Genomic DNA, 16,178 nt, shown 5'->3' with positions numbered 1-16,178 from the left:
TCGGTTCGACGTGACCGTAAAAAGCGGCAATTCCCTCCAGATTCATAGATGTATATTACATGCAGTTCGGGGTTGACGGGCATGTTTTCGGTCGGCTAAAAATGAGTTGATCTTGGCTGGCGGCCTTGAAAAGCTCGTCGGCGCGGATGTCTTTTCGTGACAAAACAGGGGATGCGGAAATGAAGACTGCCGACGACATTGCCGACTGGCTCAGGCTGAGAATCGCGGACGCGTCGGGGGTACCGGCCCATGCTGTCGACCTGGATGTCCAGTTCCGGGACCTGGGCATCGACTCCGCCGGAATGACCGCCCTGACCGCACAGTTGGGCCTTCGGCTCGGCAGACCGCTCTCCCCCACGATCGCCTGGCATTTCCCGACCATTTCCCGCCTGGCCGGCGCCCTCGCCGGCACCGCGGAGCCGGTGGAGCCCCCCGCGGCGGCGTCCGGAACGGCCAGCGAGGCGCCTTCCGACGAGCCCATCGCCGTCGTCGGAATGGCCTGCCGGCTCCCCGGCGCCCCCGGTCTCGACGCGTATTGGAACCTGCTGCGGTCCGGCACCGACGCCGTCGGTGACGTTCCCGCAGAGCGCTGGGACGCCGCCGCGCTCTATGATCCGGACCCGGCCGCGCCCGGGAAAATGAGCACCCGCCGGGGCGGTTTCCTTTTCGATGTGGACAAATTCGATCCACAGTTCTTCGGGATATCCCCGCGAGAAGCCGCCCAAATGGACCCGCAGCAGCGGCTCGCCCTCGAACTCGCCTGGACGTCCCTGCAGGACGCCGGAATACCGCCCTCCTCGCTGCACGCCAGCCGCACCGGTGTCTTTCTCGGCACCTTGTGGAGCGACTACACCCGGCTCGCCGGACGCGACCTGCAGGGCATCCAGCAGCACACGGCCACCGGGCAGGAGCCGAGCATCGTGCCGGCCCGCGTCTCCTACGCCCTGGGCCTGCAGGGTCCGAGCATCGGCGTCAACACGGCCTGCTCCTCCTCCCTCGTCGCCGTCCACCTGGCCTGCCAGAGCCTGCGCTCCGGGGAGAGCACGCTGGCCCTCGCCGGAGGCGTGAACCTGATCCTCGCGCCGGAGAGCAGCGCGGCGATGTCGAAGCTGGGGGCGATGAGTCCGCGCGGGCGGTCCGCGGCGTTCGCCGCCACCGCCGACGGGTACGTCCGCGGCGAGGGCGGCGGCATCGTGGTGCTGAAGCCGCTCTCGGCCGCGCTGGCCGACGGGGACCGCATCCACTGCCTGATCCGGGGCAGCGCCGTCAACAACGACGGCGCCAGCAACGGCCTCACCGCGCCCAGCCCGACGGCCCAGGAGGCCATGCTGCGCGCGGCCTACCAGCAGGCCGGACTCGACGCCCACGACGTCCAGTACGTCGAGGCGCACGGCACCGGAACCGCCCTCGGCGACCCGATCGAGGCTCACGCGCTCGGTACCGTCCTCGGCGTGGGGCGGCCGGCCGGGTCACCCCTGCTGATCGGATCCGTGAAGACCAACATCGGTCACCTGGAGGCGGCGGCCGGCATCGCCGGACTGGTGAAGGTGGCCCTGGCGATGCGCCACCGCGCCGTACCGCCGACCCTCCACCACGACGAGCCGAACCCCGACATCGCCTTCGACGAACTGCGTCTGGCCGTGCCGACCGCGCTGACCGCGTGGCCCACCGACGGCGACCGCCTCCTCGCGGGGGTCAGTTCCTTCGGTTTCGGAGGCACCAACTGCCATGTGGTCCTGGAGGGACCACCCGCCCCCCCGGCCCAGCTCCTGCCGCTGTCCGCACCGACCCCCGAAGCACTGCGGGAGACCGCGGCGGCACTGCGCGACGCGGTGGCGCGGACTCCGGAGCACCCGGTCGCCCACTGGTGCGCCACCGCCGCACTGCGGCTCAGCGGCCACCCCTGGCGGGCGGCGGTGACGGTCCGCGACAGGGAGGGACTGCGCGACGCGCTGGACGCCATCGCCACCGGCGGCGGCCACCGCGCCGCCGCCCCGCCCCGCCTGGCCTTCGTGTTCTCCGGGCAGGGCTCCCAGTGGTCCGGCATGGGCCGCGAACTGCTGCACAGCGAGCCCGTCTTCCGCTCGGCACTGCTGGAGTGCGACCGGCTGATCCACGCCCACAGCGGCATCTCCGTCGTCGAGGAACTGGGCCGGGCCGCCGAGGTGTCCCGGCTGGACGAGACGACGGTGATGCAGCCCGCCGTCTTCGCCGTCCAGGTGGCCCTCGCCGCCCTGTGGCGGTCCTGGGGCATCGAACCGGACGGCGTCGTCGGCCACAGCCTGGGCGAGGTGGCGGCGGCCCACGTCGCGGGCGCGCTCGGCCTTGCCGACGCGGTGCGGATCGTCTGCGAACGCAGCCGCCTCATGGCCCGGATCGAGGGCAGCGGCGCCGTGGCCGTGGTCGACCTTCCGTTCGCCGAGGTGGAGGACCTGCTCGCCGGCCACCCGGGTGTGTGCGCCGCGGGCGCCAACAGCACGCGCAGCTCCGTCCTGTCCGGGGACGCCATGGCCCTCGACGCCTGTCTGGCCGAGCTGAGCGGGCGCGGAGTGCGGTGCCGCCGGGTGAACATGGCCGTCGCCTCGCACAGCGCGCAGTGCGACCCGCTGCTGCCCGAACTGCGTGCGGCCCTGTCCGGCGTCCGCGCCACGCGGGCCGCGGTCCCCGTCGTCTCCTCGGTCACCGGGGACTTCGTCGACGGCACCGAACTCGACGCCTCCTACTGGGTGCAGAACCTGCGCCGGCCCGTCCTGTTCGCGCCGGCGGTCCAACGGCTCCTCGACACCGGGTACGACCACTTCCTGGAGGTCAGCCCGCACCCCGTGCTGACCGGTTCGGTGGAGGCCGTCGCCCAGGACCACGGCACACCCGCCCGTGCCCTGCCCTCCCAGCGCCGCGGCGCACACGCCCGCGAGGTCATGCTCGACACCCTCGGCGAGCTGTACCGCTCGGGTCGCGACGTCGTCTGGCGCCCCGTCCAGCCGGCGGACCTGCACCTGGTCGAACTGCCCGCGGCGGCGGAGGAGATCACCGAACCCGCCGCCGACGAGCACCGCGCACGCGTCCTCCCGCTCAGTGCCCACTCCCTGCCCGCCCTGCGCCGGCTCGCGGGCGACACCGCCGCGTCGCTGACCGGCCCGGCGCACATCGATCTCGACGACCTGTGCCACACCGCGGCGTTCGGCCGCGACCACCACGAGCACCGCGCGGCGGCGGTGTTCACCTCGCGCGAGGAACTCGCCGAGCAGCTGCGGGAGCTGGCCGCGGGCCGCGCGACCGAGGGCTGTACGGCCGGCAGGGCCGCGCGCAGGGCCCAGGACCCGGTGTTCCTCTTCTCCGGCCAGGGCGCCCAGACCGCCCGTATGGGGTGTGAACTGTTCGATCGCGAACCGGTCTTCCGGGACGTCGTCGAGCGGTGCGACCGATGGCTCGCCGAGCGGGCGGGCTGGTCGCTGGTCGAGGAACTCCGGGCGGCCGAGGACTCGTCGCGGATCGACGAGACGGAGATCACCCAGCCCGCTCTGTTCGCCGTGCAGGCCGCTCTCGCGGCACTGCTGCGGTCCTGGGGCATCCGGCCCTCCGCGGTCGTCGGGCACAGCGCCGGTGAGATCGCGGCCGCCCACTGCGCGGGGGTCCTCACCCTGGAGGACGCCCTCCTCGTCGCGCTCCACCGCGGCCGCACCCTGCAGCAGGCCACCGGCCGGGGCCGCATGGCCGCGGTGGGCCTCGGTGCCGAGGAGGCGGCCCGCCTGGTGGCGGACCGGTCCGGCGAGGTGTGCGTCGCCGCCGTCAACGGCCCCCGCACGACGCTCGTCAGCGGTGAGACCACGGCCCTGGAGGAACTGCTCGACGCGCTCGACCCGGTGGTCTTCCGACGCATGCTGCGCGTCGGCTATCCCTCCCACAGCCCCCTGATGCGCGAGTACGAGGAGGAACTGGGCCGGCTGCTGGCGGACGTCCGGCCGCGGGCGGGGGACATCCCGGTGTTCTCCACCATCGACGCCGGGTTCCGCCCCGGGGAGCACTTCGACTCCGCGTACTGGGTGCGCACCCTCACCGAACCCGTCCGGTTCTCCGCGGCCGTCGAGGCGCTCGCCGCCGCGGGACACCGCTCGTTCGTGGAACTCGGCCCGCACCCCGTGCTGCTGGCCCCGGCCACCCAGTGCCTGGAGGAGGCCGGCCACGAGGCCCTCGTCGTCGGGACCCTGCACCGCAAGGCGGGTGAGCAGCGGGCGCTGCGGGAGACGGCCTGCGCCCTGTGGGCCCGCGGGCACCGCCTCGACTGGACGGCCCTGCGGTCCCGCCCGGGCCGGCTGGTGACCATGCCGGACTACCCGTGGCAGCGGCAGCGGTACTGGCTCGACCCGGCACCGCTGAACACCCGGGAACCCGGTGCCTCCACCCTGCTGGACCTGCTGGCGCGCGGTGAGGTGACCCGGGTCGCCGACGAGATCACCCGCCTGGGCGGACTGTCGTCCGAGGAGACCAAGCTGCTTCCGAGGATCCTCGGGCGGCTCGCCCCCGGGACCGCCGGGGACGGACCGGCGTGGCTGCACGACGTCGTCTGGCACGACAAGCCCCTCGCCTCCGCCGCTCCCGCGCGGGCGGAACGACCCGGCACCTGGATCGTGCTCACCGACGACCCGGAGGACCGGCTCGCCCTCGCCGTGGCCCGGGCCCTGCGCTCGGCCGGGCAGGACTGCACCCCCGTACGTCTTCCGGCCGGGTCCGGCGAGGAGCCGACGGCGCTGCGGCGTGCGCTGGAGACGTCGGCCGCGCCTTGCCGGGGAGTCCTGCTGCTGGCCGGCGACGGGGCCGGGCGGGGAATGGCGGAGGCGCTGGAACGCTGCCTGCGTCCGGCCCTGGACACGGTGCGCGTCCTCGCCTCGGGGACCACACGGTCGGCCGCACGGCTGTGGCTCGTCACGTCCGGCGCGCAGCCCGCGGGCGAGCGGGCCGCCGCGACGCGTGTCGCGCAGGGGGCGCTGTGGGGGCTCGGCCGGGTCGTCGCGCTCGAACACCCCGAGGTGTGGGGCGGGCTCGTGGACCTCGACCCGGCGCCGGACGCCGACACCGGGCAGGCGGCCGACGCGCTGGTGCGCGAACTCCTCGCCGGGGACGGAGAGGACCAGGTGGCGTTCCGCGGCGGACACCGCAGGGTGCTGCGGGTCGCGCCGTACGAGACGGCGGCCGGGGCGGAGCGGCCCACCGGGGTGCGGCCGGACGGCGGTTACCTGATCACCGGCGGCCTCGGCGGACTCGGGCTCGTCGTCGCCCGCTGGCTGGTCGCCGCCGGAGCCCGGCACCTGGTGCTGATGGGCCGCGGCGCTCCCGACGCGGACGCGCTCGCCGCGCTCGCCGGCCTCAGGTCGTCCGGCGCCACCGTGGACGTCCGGCAGGGCGACGTCACCCGCCCCGACGACGTACGGCGCGTGCTGGGCGCCTTCGGGGGGCAGCGCCCCGCACTGCGCGGTGTCGTCCACGCCGCGGGTGTCCTGGACGACGGCACACTGCTCCAGCAGGACTGGGAACGATGCCGGACCGTGCTCGCGGCCAAGGTGCTCGGCGCCCACCACCTGGACGTGAGCACCCGGGAGCTGCCCCTCGACTTCTTCCTGCTGTTCTCCTCGTTCGTCGGGCTCCTCGGATCGCCCGGCCAGGGCACCTACGCGGCGGCCAACGCGGCCCTGGACAGCCTGGCGCACCACCGCAGGTCCCTGGGCCTGCCGGCCACCAGCGTCGACTGGGGGCCGTGGGAGGGCGTCGGCATGACCGACTCGGCGACCGCGGCGGGGTACCGGTGGAGCGAGCGCGGAGCGCGGACCATCCGCCGGGAGCAGGGCGCCGGACTGCTCGACCGGATCCTGGAACGCCCCGCGGCCCAGGTGGGCGTGTACGCGGTCGACTGGGCGGCGTACCACGACTGGCTGCCCGCCACGGCCAACCGCGGGCTGCTCGCCCTGGTGCAGGCCCCGGCGGAGGCGGGAAGCACCGGGCGCACGGCGACTGCCCCGGACGCCCCCGCACCCGCGCGGGATGCCACGGCCGCCCCCGGCACCCCCGTCCGGCTGGCCGACCGGCTGGCCGCACTCGACCCCGGGGACCGCGCGGAGCACCTGGTCGCCCACCTGGCCGCCCGGGTCGCCGACATCGCGGGCTTCCCCGCGGGCCACGCGGTGGACCCCGACACCGGCTTCTTCCAGCTGGGCATGGACTCGCTGATGAACCTGAAACTCGTCTCCCGCCTCCGCGAGGACCTCGGCGACCGGCTCACCCTGCCCGGGACGCTGCCCTTCGACCATCCGACCTGCGCCACGCTCGCCGCGCACCTGCTCGACGAACTGGCACTCGCCACGGGCGGCCCGGCAGCGGCCGACGGGACCGGCGGAGCCGAGGAGACCGACACCACCGCCGTCGAGGACCTCATGGCGGAGGTCGAGCGGCTCTCCGCCGACGAGGCGGCGCGCTGGCTGGACCAGCTCACCATCGGAAACGAGCCCGAAGGGGACGGGACGAATGAGTAACATCGCCGACCGTATCGCGGCGCTCCCCGCGCCACAGCGGGCCCTGCTGGAAGAGCGCCTGCGCCGGCAGCGCGGCGCCGCCTCCGCGGCCCCCGAACCCATCGCCGTGGTGGGCATGGGCTGCCGCTTCCCCGGCGGTGCCGACGACCCCGAGACCTTCTGGGAGCTCCTCCGGTCCGGTACGGACGCCACCTCCACCGTGCCCGCGGACCGGTGGGACGCCGGCCGGCTGCACGACCCGGAGGGGCGGCGGCCCGGCTCCGTGCGCACCACGCGCGGTGGTTTCCTCGACCGCGTCGACACCTTCGACGCCGAGTTCTTCGGCATACCGCCGCGCGAGGCCGAGACCCTCGACCCGCAGCACCGGCTGCTGCTGGAGGTCGCCTGGGAAGCCCTCGAACACACGGGGCAGGCGCCGACGGCCCTGCAGGGCACGCAGACCGGCGTGTTCATCGGCATCGGCATCGACGACTACAAGCTGCTGCAGACCGCCGACCCGGCCCGGATCGACGGGCACCTGGCCACCGGCAACCTCTTCTGCGCGGCCGCCGGACGCCTGTCGTACCTCCTGGGCCTGCGGGGCCCGTCCCTCGCCGTCGACACCGGGTGCTCCTCCTCCCTGGTGACGGTCCACCTCGCGATGCAGAGCCTGCGCTCCGGGGAGTGCGACCTCGCGCTCGCCGGGGGTGTGCACGTCATGGCCGCGCCGGAGATGACCGTCGCCCTCTCCCAGTCCGGGGTGCTCTCGCCCCAGGGCCGCAGCCGCGCGTTCGACGCCGCCGCGGACGGCTACGCCCGCGCCGAGGGCGCCGGGATCGTCGTCCTCAAGCGCCTCTCGGACGCCCGGGCGGCGGGCGACACGGTACTGGCGGTCCTGCGCGGTTCCGCGGTCAACCACGGCGGCCGCGGCAGCGGCCTCACCGTCCCCAACGGCAGCGCCCAGAAAGACCTGATCGGCAGCGCGCTGAAGGCCGCGGGGGCGGTGCCCGCGGACATCGACTACGTCGAGACCCACGGCACCGGAACCCCGCTCGGCGACCCCATCGAGGCCAACGCGCTCGGCGCCGTCTACCAGCAGGGCCGTACCCCCGGCCGGCCGCTGCTCATGGGCACGGTGAAGACGAACCTGGGACACCTGGAAGCGGCGGCCGGCATCGCCGGGCTGATGAAGGTGGTGCTGTCGCTGCGCCACGAGCAGCTCCCGGCCCACCTCCATCTGCGCGAGCGCAATCCGCACATCGCCTGGGACGAGCTGCTGCTCGACGTCCCCACCGAAGCCAGACCGTGGCGCCGCGGCGACCGGCCCCGCATGGCCGGGGTCAGCTCCTTCGGGATCGGCGGCACCAACGCCCACGTCATCGTGGCCGAGGCACCGTCCGCCGAGGCAACGGCCCGTCCCGTCCCGCCGGCGGCGGCCGGCGCCCCGGAGCGCCCGTACCACCCCCTCGCCCTGTCGGCCCCGGACGAGCCCGCCCTGCGCCGCGTGGTCGACCGCTACCTGCGCCATCTCGACCAGCACCCGGACGCGCCCTGCGCGGACGTGGCGTACTCCGCCAACACCGGCCGCGCCCACTTCGCGCACCGCGCCTGCTTCGTCGCGAAGGACACCGAGGACCTGCGCAAGCAGCTGGCGTCCTGGGAGGCGCCCGCGGTGCCGGCCGCGCGCCGCGGCCCGGGCCGCGACTTCCGCACCGCGTTCCTGTTCACCGGCCAGGCGTCGCAGTACAGGGGCATGGGCGCGGGGCTCTACACCGGTCAACCCGTGTTCCGGCAGGCCATGGACACCTGCGCCGCGCTGCTGCGCGAACACCACGGATGGTCCCTGGCCGACGTGCTGTACGCGGCGGACGCCGACCCGGCGCTGATCGACCGCACCGAATACGCGCAGCCGGCCCTGTTCTCCCTGGCCTACGCCCTGGTGTCCCTGTGGAAGGCATGGGGCGTCACGCCGTCCGTCGTCCTGGGGCACAGCGTCGGCGAACTCGCCGCCGCCTGCGCCGCCGGGATCCTGCCGCTCGAGGACGCGTTGCTGCTCGTCGCCGAGCGCGGCCGCCTCATGGGGCGGCTGCCGGGCCAGGGCGCCATGGCCGTCGTCTCCGCGGACGAGCCGACGGTGTGCGCGCTGCTGGAACCGTACGCGGGCCGGCTGAGCGTCGCCGCGGTCAACGGCCCGTTCCAGACGGTGGTGTCGGGACCCGCCGACGCGCTGGACGACCTCCTCGCGGTGCTGCGACGCGACGGCGTCGGCATCCGTCGGCTCAACGCCTCGCACGCCTTCCACTCCGCCCTCATGGACCCGATGCTGGAGCCGTTCCAGGCCCTGGCCACCCGTGCGCCGCACCGGCCGGGCGGCGTCCCGTTCGTCTCCACGGTCACCGGCCACCGGCTGAGCGGCGAGGACCTGGCGCGGGACGACTACTGGAGCCGCAACGCCCGTGACACGGTCCGCTTCCTCCCGGCCCTCGGCACGCTGCTGGAGCAGCGGTTCGACGCGGCCCTGGAGATCGGCCCGGACCGCGTCCTGACCCGCCTGGTCGCCAAGCAGGGCCTCGACCCGCGGACGGACCGGCTCTGGCTGCCCTCGCTGACCCGCGGCACCGACGACTGGCAGCAGATCCTGCAGACCCTGGGGAGCCTGTACCGGGCCGGTGCCGACATCGACTGGCAGGCCGTGGACGCCGGTTTCACCCGCGGGCGGGTGCCGCTGCCCACCTATCCCTTCAACCGCACCCGCTACTGGCGCGACACGCGTACCGGCGGGCACCCGGCACCCCGCGGGTCCGCCCCCGGCGACCGCGCGGCCGGCACCCCCGTCTTCCCGGGCACGCTGCTCACCTCGCCCGCGCTGCACGACACCGTCTACCGCAGCCGGTTCACCGCCGAGTCCCCGGCCTTCCTCGCCGACCACGTCCTCTTCGGCGCCGTGGTGGTACCCGCCGCGTCCCACCTGGCCATGACCGTCTCGGCCGCCGTCCAGGGGCGCGGGGACGCCGGCGCGGTCCTGGAGGGCGTCACCTTCCCCCAGGCCCTGACCGTCGACGGCGCCGAGTACGAGGTCCAGCTGATCGTCGAGGGCGACGAGGCCCTTGCGGCACGGCCGTTCCGCGTGGTCGGCGCACCCGCCGGCACCACCGACCGGCGGGACTGGACCACCCACGCCACCGGCACCGTGCGCCCGTCCCCGGCGTCACCTCCGGCCGACCGGGCGCCGGACGACACCGCGCGGCAGGCGGGCCGCCGTTTCGACGGCGCCGACTTCTACGCGGCGATGGCCGCGAGCGGCGCCGACCTCGGGCCGGGCTTCCGGTACATCGACGAGGTGACACACCGGCCCGGCGAGCTGCTGATCCGGATGCTCCCGCCCGAGCGGGACGACCGGGACGGCCCCTTCCTGCTGGCGCCCGGCCTCGTCGACGCGTGCGTCCAGGCCGTCGTCGCCCTGGTCTGGGCCGACCGGCCCGACGCCGAGCTCGGCGTACGGGTCCCCATCCGGCTGGACGCCCTGCGGTTCCACCGGACACCCCCGGCCGCGCCGCTGTGGTGCCGCGTCCAGGAGCGCCCGGAGCAACGTCCGGACGACGACACCGTCGTCGCCGACGTGACGCTGCTCGACGAGGACGGCGGCGCCGTCCTGGAGCTGGCCGGACTGTGGCTGCGCCGCGTCTCGGCGGACGCGCTGCTGCGCCGGGACACCGCCGTCGTCCGACAGCCGGTCTGGGAGGCCGCCGACGCACCGGTGGCGCCCGCGGACCGCACCGATTCCGAGGGGGAGTGGCTCGTCCTGGCCGACCGCGGCGGCGTCGGTGCCGCGCTGGCCCGGCGGCTGAGCGCACAGGACCGGCAGGTCACCCTCGTCACGACGGACACCTGCGACGACACGGCCCTGAAAGAGCTCGTGGCGGAACGCACCGCCGCCGGGCGGACGGTGCACGCCGCGTTCCTGTGGGGCCTCGACGAGCCCGCGGGTGAGCCCACCGCGGTCACCCTCGACCGGGCCCAGGAGACGGGCAGCGCCGCTCTGCTGACACTCCTTCAGGCCCTGGGCGGGGCCGGACGGCAGGCCCGGATCGTCGTGGCGACCCGCGGTACCCAGCAGCCGGCCGCGGCGCACCCGGCCCGGCTCGCGCACGCCCCGCTGTGGGGCCTGGCCGCCGTCGCGAACGCCGAGAACCCCGACGTACGCTGCGTCCTGGTCGACCTCGACCCGGACGGGCCGGGCGCCCGGGCCGACGCCGAGGCGCTGTGCGCCGAGGCCCTGCGGCCCGCCGGCGACGCCGTGCAGATCGCCCTGCGGGGCGGTCGGCGCCTGGTCGCCGGTACGACCACGGTCGCCCCCGGGCACGGCACCGCCGGGCACACCCCGCCGGTGCGTCCCGACGGCACCTACCTGCTGACCGGCGGGCTCGGCGCGCTGGGTCTGCACACGGCCGACTGGCTGGTGCGCCGCGGTGCCCGGCACCTCGTCCTGGTGGGCCGCAGCGCCCCCTCCGAGGCCGCGACGCGCCGCATCCGCCAGTGGGAGCGGGCGGGGGTCCGGGTCGCCGTGCGCCAGGCCGACGTCGCCGACCCCGCCGCCGTCGAGCGGCTGGTGGCCGAGCCGGGCGACCTCCTGCCGGCGCTGCGCGGCGTGGTCCACGCGGCCGGGGTGCTCGACGACGGCGGCATCCAGCGGCAGACCGCCGGCCGGCTGCGCTCGGTGATGGCCCCGAAGATGCGCGGCGCGTGGAACCTGCACCTGCTGACCCGGGACAAGGAGCTGGACTTCTTCGTCCTGTACTCCTCCGTGGCCGCGCTCATGGGCTCGCGCGGGCAGAGCGGGTACGCCGCCGGCAACGCCTTCCTCGACGCGCTCGCCCACCACCGGCAGTCCCTGGGACTGCCCGGTACGAGCGTGGCGTGGGGACCGTGGAGCGGCGCCGGAATGGTCGCGACCCTCGACTCGCACGCCGGCCGCCGGGTGCGGGAGAGCGGCTTCGGCATGCTGGAGCCCGAGCCCGCGCTGCGCGCCCTGGAGGAGGTGCTGCACTCGGGTGTCCCGCACGCGTACGTCCACGCCGCTGCCGCGCCGGAGCGCCGGCCGGCCGGCCCGGGCGTGAGCGGCGGCCGGCCCGGCACCGCGTCGCCGGGCGACGGGCAGACGGTGTACGACCGCCCCGCCGGCCTGGGTCCGGCGGTCCCGCCGAGGAACGCGGTCGAGGCGGAGCTGGCCGGCATCTGGGAGTCGCTGCTCGGCATCCACCCGGTCGGTGTCGACGACGACTACTTCCAGCTGGGCGGCGACTCCATCACCAGCCTGCGCATCATCAGCCGGGCCAAGCAGTCCGGCATCCGGTTCACCGAGGCCGACTTCTTCGCCCATCCGACCGTGGCCGGGCTGGCCGCCCTGGCCCGCACGACCGCCGCGTCCGCCGGCGGGCCCGGCGACGAGCCGGACGGCCGAGCCGGGGCGGCGGGCGGATCCCAGCCGCACCCGGTCGCGGCGGACGCACCCCTCGGTGTGCGCAGCACCCATCTGGCCGAGGACGACCTGCGGCGGCTGCTGTCCCGGATCGGCACCGCCACGGCCGGGGCTCCCGGTACCGCGGACCGGTACGGCGACGCGGCCGACGACAGCGACACAGAAAGGCGCAGCCGATGACGACGGCTACGGACATCGAGGGCGTCCACCCGCTCTCCCCCCTCCAACAGGGCCTCCTCTACCACACCATCCTCGACCCGGAGACGTCCTTCTACGTCGACCAGGTGATCCAGACGCTGGACGGCGACCTGGACCCCGACGCGCTGGAGCGGGCGTGGCAGCGGGCGGTCGACCGGCACACCGTGCTGCGCTCCTCGTACCACTGGGAGGAGATCAGCGAGCCCGCGCAGGTCGTGTACGCCCGCGGTACGGCCCTCATCGAGCGGCACGACTGGCGGGACGCCGCCGGTGCGGACCGTGGTGCGGGTGCTGGTGTCGAGGACCGGTTGGAAACGTTTCTTCGCACGGACAGGCACCAGGGCTTCCGGCTGGACCGCGCCCCGCTGTTCCGGCTGCACCTCATCCGGGTGGCCGAGCGCAGACACGTCTTCGTCTTCCGCTACCACCACATCCTGCTCGACGCCTGGTCGGCCCTGATGCTGCTGGAGGAGGTGCTGACCGGCTACGACGACCTGGCGCGGGGCCGGAACCTCACCTCCCGGACCGTGCGGCCGTACCACGACTACGTCGACTGGATACGCCGTCAGGGCCTCGGTGGCGCCGAGGAGTTCTGGCGCACGGAACTCGCGGGCCTGCAGCCCACCTCACCCGCCGCCGCCCTGGCCGGCCCGGAGGCCGCGCGGGACACCGCGGCGGAGCCCGGCCCGGACCGCGACCGGGACAACCCGGAGGTGTCGCTGGTCCTCGGCCGCGAGACCGGGGACGCACTGCGCCGGCTGGCCCGCGAGCACCGCATCACGCTCAGCACCGTGCTGCAGACCGCCTGGGGCCTGCTGCTGAGCACGTACACCGACCAGCAGGACGTCGCGTTCGGGATGACCATGACGCACCGGCCGGCCGAACTGGACGGGATCGAGGACACCCTCGGGCTGTTCATCAACACGCTGCCGTTGCGGATGCGGCTGGCACCGCACCTCCCCTTCGCCGAGGCGTGCGCCCGGGTCCTCGCGACGCAGACCAGGGTGAAGCAGTTCCTCGCCAGCCCCCTGGCGGACGTCCAGCAGTGGAGCGGCGCGGCACCGGGCGAGCCCCTGTTCGACAGCATCATGACCATCCTCAACGTCCCCCGGATCGGCCACCTGGGCCGCCGTACCGGCGAACTCCGGGTCAGCCGCGGGGAGTACCGGTACCACACCAACTATCCGCTGGCCGTCCTCGTCATCCCGGACGAGGACATCACCCTGCGCATCGGCTACGACAGGAACCGCTTCGAGGCAGCCGCCGTCGAGCGGATGCTGGGGCACTTCGCCACGATCCTCAAGACGGTGGCCACCGACTTCACGCTCCCCGTCGGCGGGATCGGCATGCTGACCGACGACGAGCGGCGGACGGCCGACGCGTGGGGCACCGGCGAGAGGGTGGCCTCCCCCGGCCTGTGCGCGCAGCAGCTGGTCGAGGAGCAGGCGCGGCGGTCACCGGACGCGCCGGCCGTCACCTTCGGCGGGTCCGTGCTGACGTACCGCCGGCTCGACGAGCGGGCCAACCAGCTGGCCCACCTGCTGCGGCGGCACGGCATCGGCCCCGAGACGCGGGTCGGGCTCTGCCTGGACCGCTCGGCCGACCTCGTGGTCGCGATGCTGGCCGTGCTCAAGGCCGGTGGCGCGTTCGTACCGCTCGACCCCGCGTACCCCGCGGACCGCCTCGACTTCATGAGCCGGGACGCCGGGCTGTCCCTGCTCCTGACGACCGCCGCCGCGCAGGTGCGCCTCCCCGGCCTCGGTGTCCCCGGCCTCCTGCTCGACGAACAGGCCGAGGACATCGACCGGCAGAGCACGCGCCCCGTCACCGTGGACGTCCGGCCCGACCACCTCGCCTACGTCATCTACACCTCGGGCTCGACCGGCCGGCCCAAGGGAGCCCTGCTCACCCACGAGGGGCTGGTGAACAGCTGCCTCGCCCAGCACGACGCGTTCGGTATCGGCCCGGACGACCGGGTGCTGCAGTGGGCGTCCCCCAGCTTCGACGCTTCGGTGTTCGAGATCTTCCTGGCCCTGGGAACGGGCGCGGTGCTGTGCCTGGCCCCGCAGGAGGACGTCATTCCCGGGCCGGGCCTCGTCGACCTGCTGGCACGCGAGCGCATCACCTGCCTGGTCATGCCGCCCTCCGCGCTCGCCGCGCTCCCCCTGGAGGCCCCGGCGCGGCTCCCCGGGCTGCGCAGCATCGTCCTCGGGGGCGAGTCGGTCGCCCCGGCCCTGCTGGAGCGGTGGTGCCCCGGCCGGCGGATCTTCAACGTCTACGGGCACACGGAGACGAGCATCTGGGCCACCGTGGAGGAGTGCGTGGCAAACGGGCGTCCCCCGTCCGTCGGCCGGCCGATCCGCGGCGTACGGCTCCACCTCCTCGACGGCAACGGCCGGCCCGTTCCGGTCGGCGTCCCGGGCGAGCTGTGCCTCGGCGGTGTCGCCGTCGGCCGCGGCTATCTGAACCGGCCCGGCCTCACCGCCGAGCGCTTCCAGCCCGACCCCTTCTCCGAGGTGCCCGGCGCCCGCCTGTACCGCAGCGGGGACCTGCTGCGCAGGAGCCCCGACGGCCGGCTCGACTTCATCGGCCGAGTGGACGGACAGACCAAGCTGCGGGGGCTGCGCATCGAGACGGGCGAGGTGGAGAGCGCCCTGCTCGAACACCCGGACGTGAAGGACGCCGCCGTTCAGGTACGCGGGGGAACCGACGGGAACGGGGCCGACCAGAGGCTGGTCGCCTACCTGGTGGTGCGGCCCGGCGACGAGCACCCGGCCGACGTATGGCGGTCCTTCCTGCGCAGGAAGCTGCCGGCCGCCATGGTGCCCGACTCCTTCGTCACGCTGGACGGCCTGCCGCTGACCGCCAACGGCAAGCTGGACCACGCGGCCCTGCCGGAGCCCGAACGGGGCGTCCCGGCCGACGGGCCCGCGATCCCGCTCACCCCGCTGGAGGCCAGGGTGGCCGAACTGTGGGCGCGGACCCTGGGGCTGGACAGCGCCATCGGCGCCCACGAGGACTTCTTCGCCCTGGGCGGCAACTCCATCAAGGCCACCCGGATCGTCTCCCGCATCCGCCAGGAGTGGCAGGTGGAGTTCTCCGTGCGCGCCGTGCTGGAAGGCGCCACCGTCGCCGCCTGCGCGGCCGAGCTCGCCCGGGCACTGGCGGCACGCGTGGACACCCCCTCCCCCGACCTTCTCGAAAGGACCCCATGAGCGCCATCGACGATCCGGGTGCCCTGTTCCCCTTCGGCATCCCCGGCACGGACGGCCCCGTACGGGTGTTCTGCCTGCCGTACGCGGGCGGCGGGGCCGGTCTCTACCGCACGTGGAGCCGCAGCGCCGTCGCGGGGGCGGCGTTCGTCCCGGTGCAGCTCCCCGGGCGCGAGAACAGGCTCCACGAACCGCCAGAGCGTGACTTCGACACCCTCGCCGAGCGCCTGGCGCAGGCGCTCGCCCCGTGGACGGGCGAGCGGTACGCCCTCTTCGGACACAGCATGGGCGGCCTGCTCGCCTACGAACTCGCCCACCGGCTCCACGCCCTGACGGGGCGTCCCGCCGACCTGCTCGCCGTGTCCGCCTGTGCGGCGCCCGACCTGGAACGCCCCGCGTTCCGGATCCACGACCTGCCGCGGGACGAGTTCGTCGAGGCGCTGCGGCGGCTGGGCGGCACCCCGCAGGAGGTGTTCGAGCACGAGGAACTCCTCGACCTGTGCCTGCCGCGCATCCGCGCGGACTTCTCGGTGCTGGCGAGCTACCGGTACGTTCCGCGGCCCGCGTTGGCCGTCCCCGTCACGGCGCTGTGCGGCACCCGGGACGCGCGGGTGCCCGTCCGGTCGGTGGAGAGCTGGCGCGCGCACACGGACCGCGCGTTCCGGCTGCACCTCGTGGACGACGACCACTTCTTCCTCCACGGCCACGCACAGGCCGTCCTCGACCACGTCCTCGGCGGACTTCGCGGCGCGCGGGACCCGTCCTGCGCCGACACATGAGAGCCGG

The 16,178-nt window shown here is 74.7% G+C and carries 4 protein-coding genes; all 4 read left to right on the top strand.

Annotation, left to right across the window (positions count from 1 at the left end):
• The first annotated feature begins 179 nt into the window (after positions 1-179).
• From ACWC94_RS18700 to ACWC94_RS18685, 4 genes are read left to right on the top strand one after another with little or no spacing between them, the layout of a single operon-like run.
• Positions 180-6,524: an SDR family NAD(P)-dependent oxidoreductase gene (locus ACWC94_RS18700; RefSeq protein WP_450797722.1), complete on the top strand. Its 6,345-nt coding sequence runs from the start codon at positions 180-182 to the stop codon at positions 6,522-6,524.
• A complete protein-coding gene (locus tag ACWC94_RS18695) occupies positions 6,517-12,162 on the top strand; it encodes an SDR family NAD(P)-dependent oxidoreductase (protein WP_450797720.1) in 5,646 nt (1,881 codons plus the stop codon). The genes ACWC94_RS18700 and ACWC94_RS18695 overlap by 8 nt, the downstream gene beginning before the upstream one ends.
• Entirely contained in the window at positions 12,159-15,395 is a 3,237-nt protein-coding gene (locus ACWC94_RS18690; RefSeq protein WP_450797718.1) for a non-ribosomal peptide synthetase, read from the top strand. Before ACWC94_RS18695 ends, ACWC94_RS18690 begins: the two co-directional genes overlap by 4 nt.
• Positions 15,392-16,171 carry a thioesterase II family protein gene (locus tag ACWC94_RS18685; protein WP_450797716.1) on the top strand — a complete coding sequence of 260 codons (780 nt, stop codon included), beginning with the start codon at positions 15,392-15,394 and terminating at the stop codon, positions 16,169-16,171. Before ACWC94_RS18690 ends, ACWC94_RS18685 begins: the two co-directional genes overlap by 4 nt.
• The last annotated feature ends 7 nt before the right edge of the window (positions 16,172-16,178 follow it).

The sequence above is a fragment of the Streptomyces sp. NPDC001135 genome, assembly GCF_053598395.1.
This window is presented reverse-complemented; position numbering and strand designations above follow the sequence as displayed.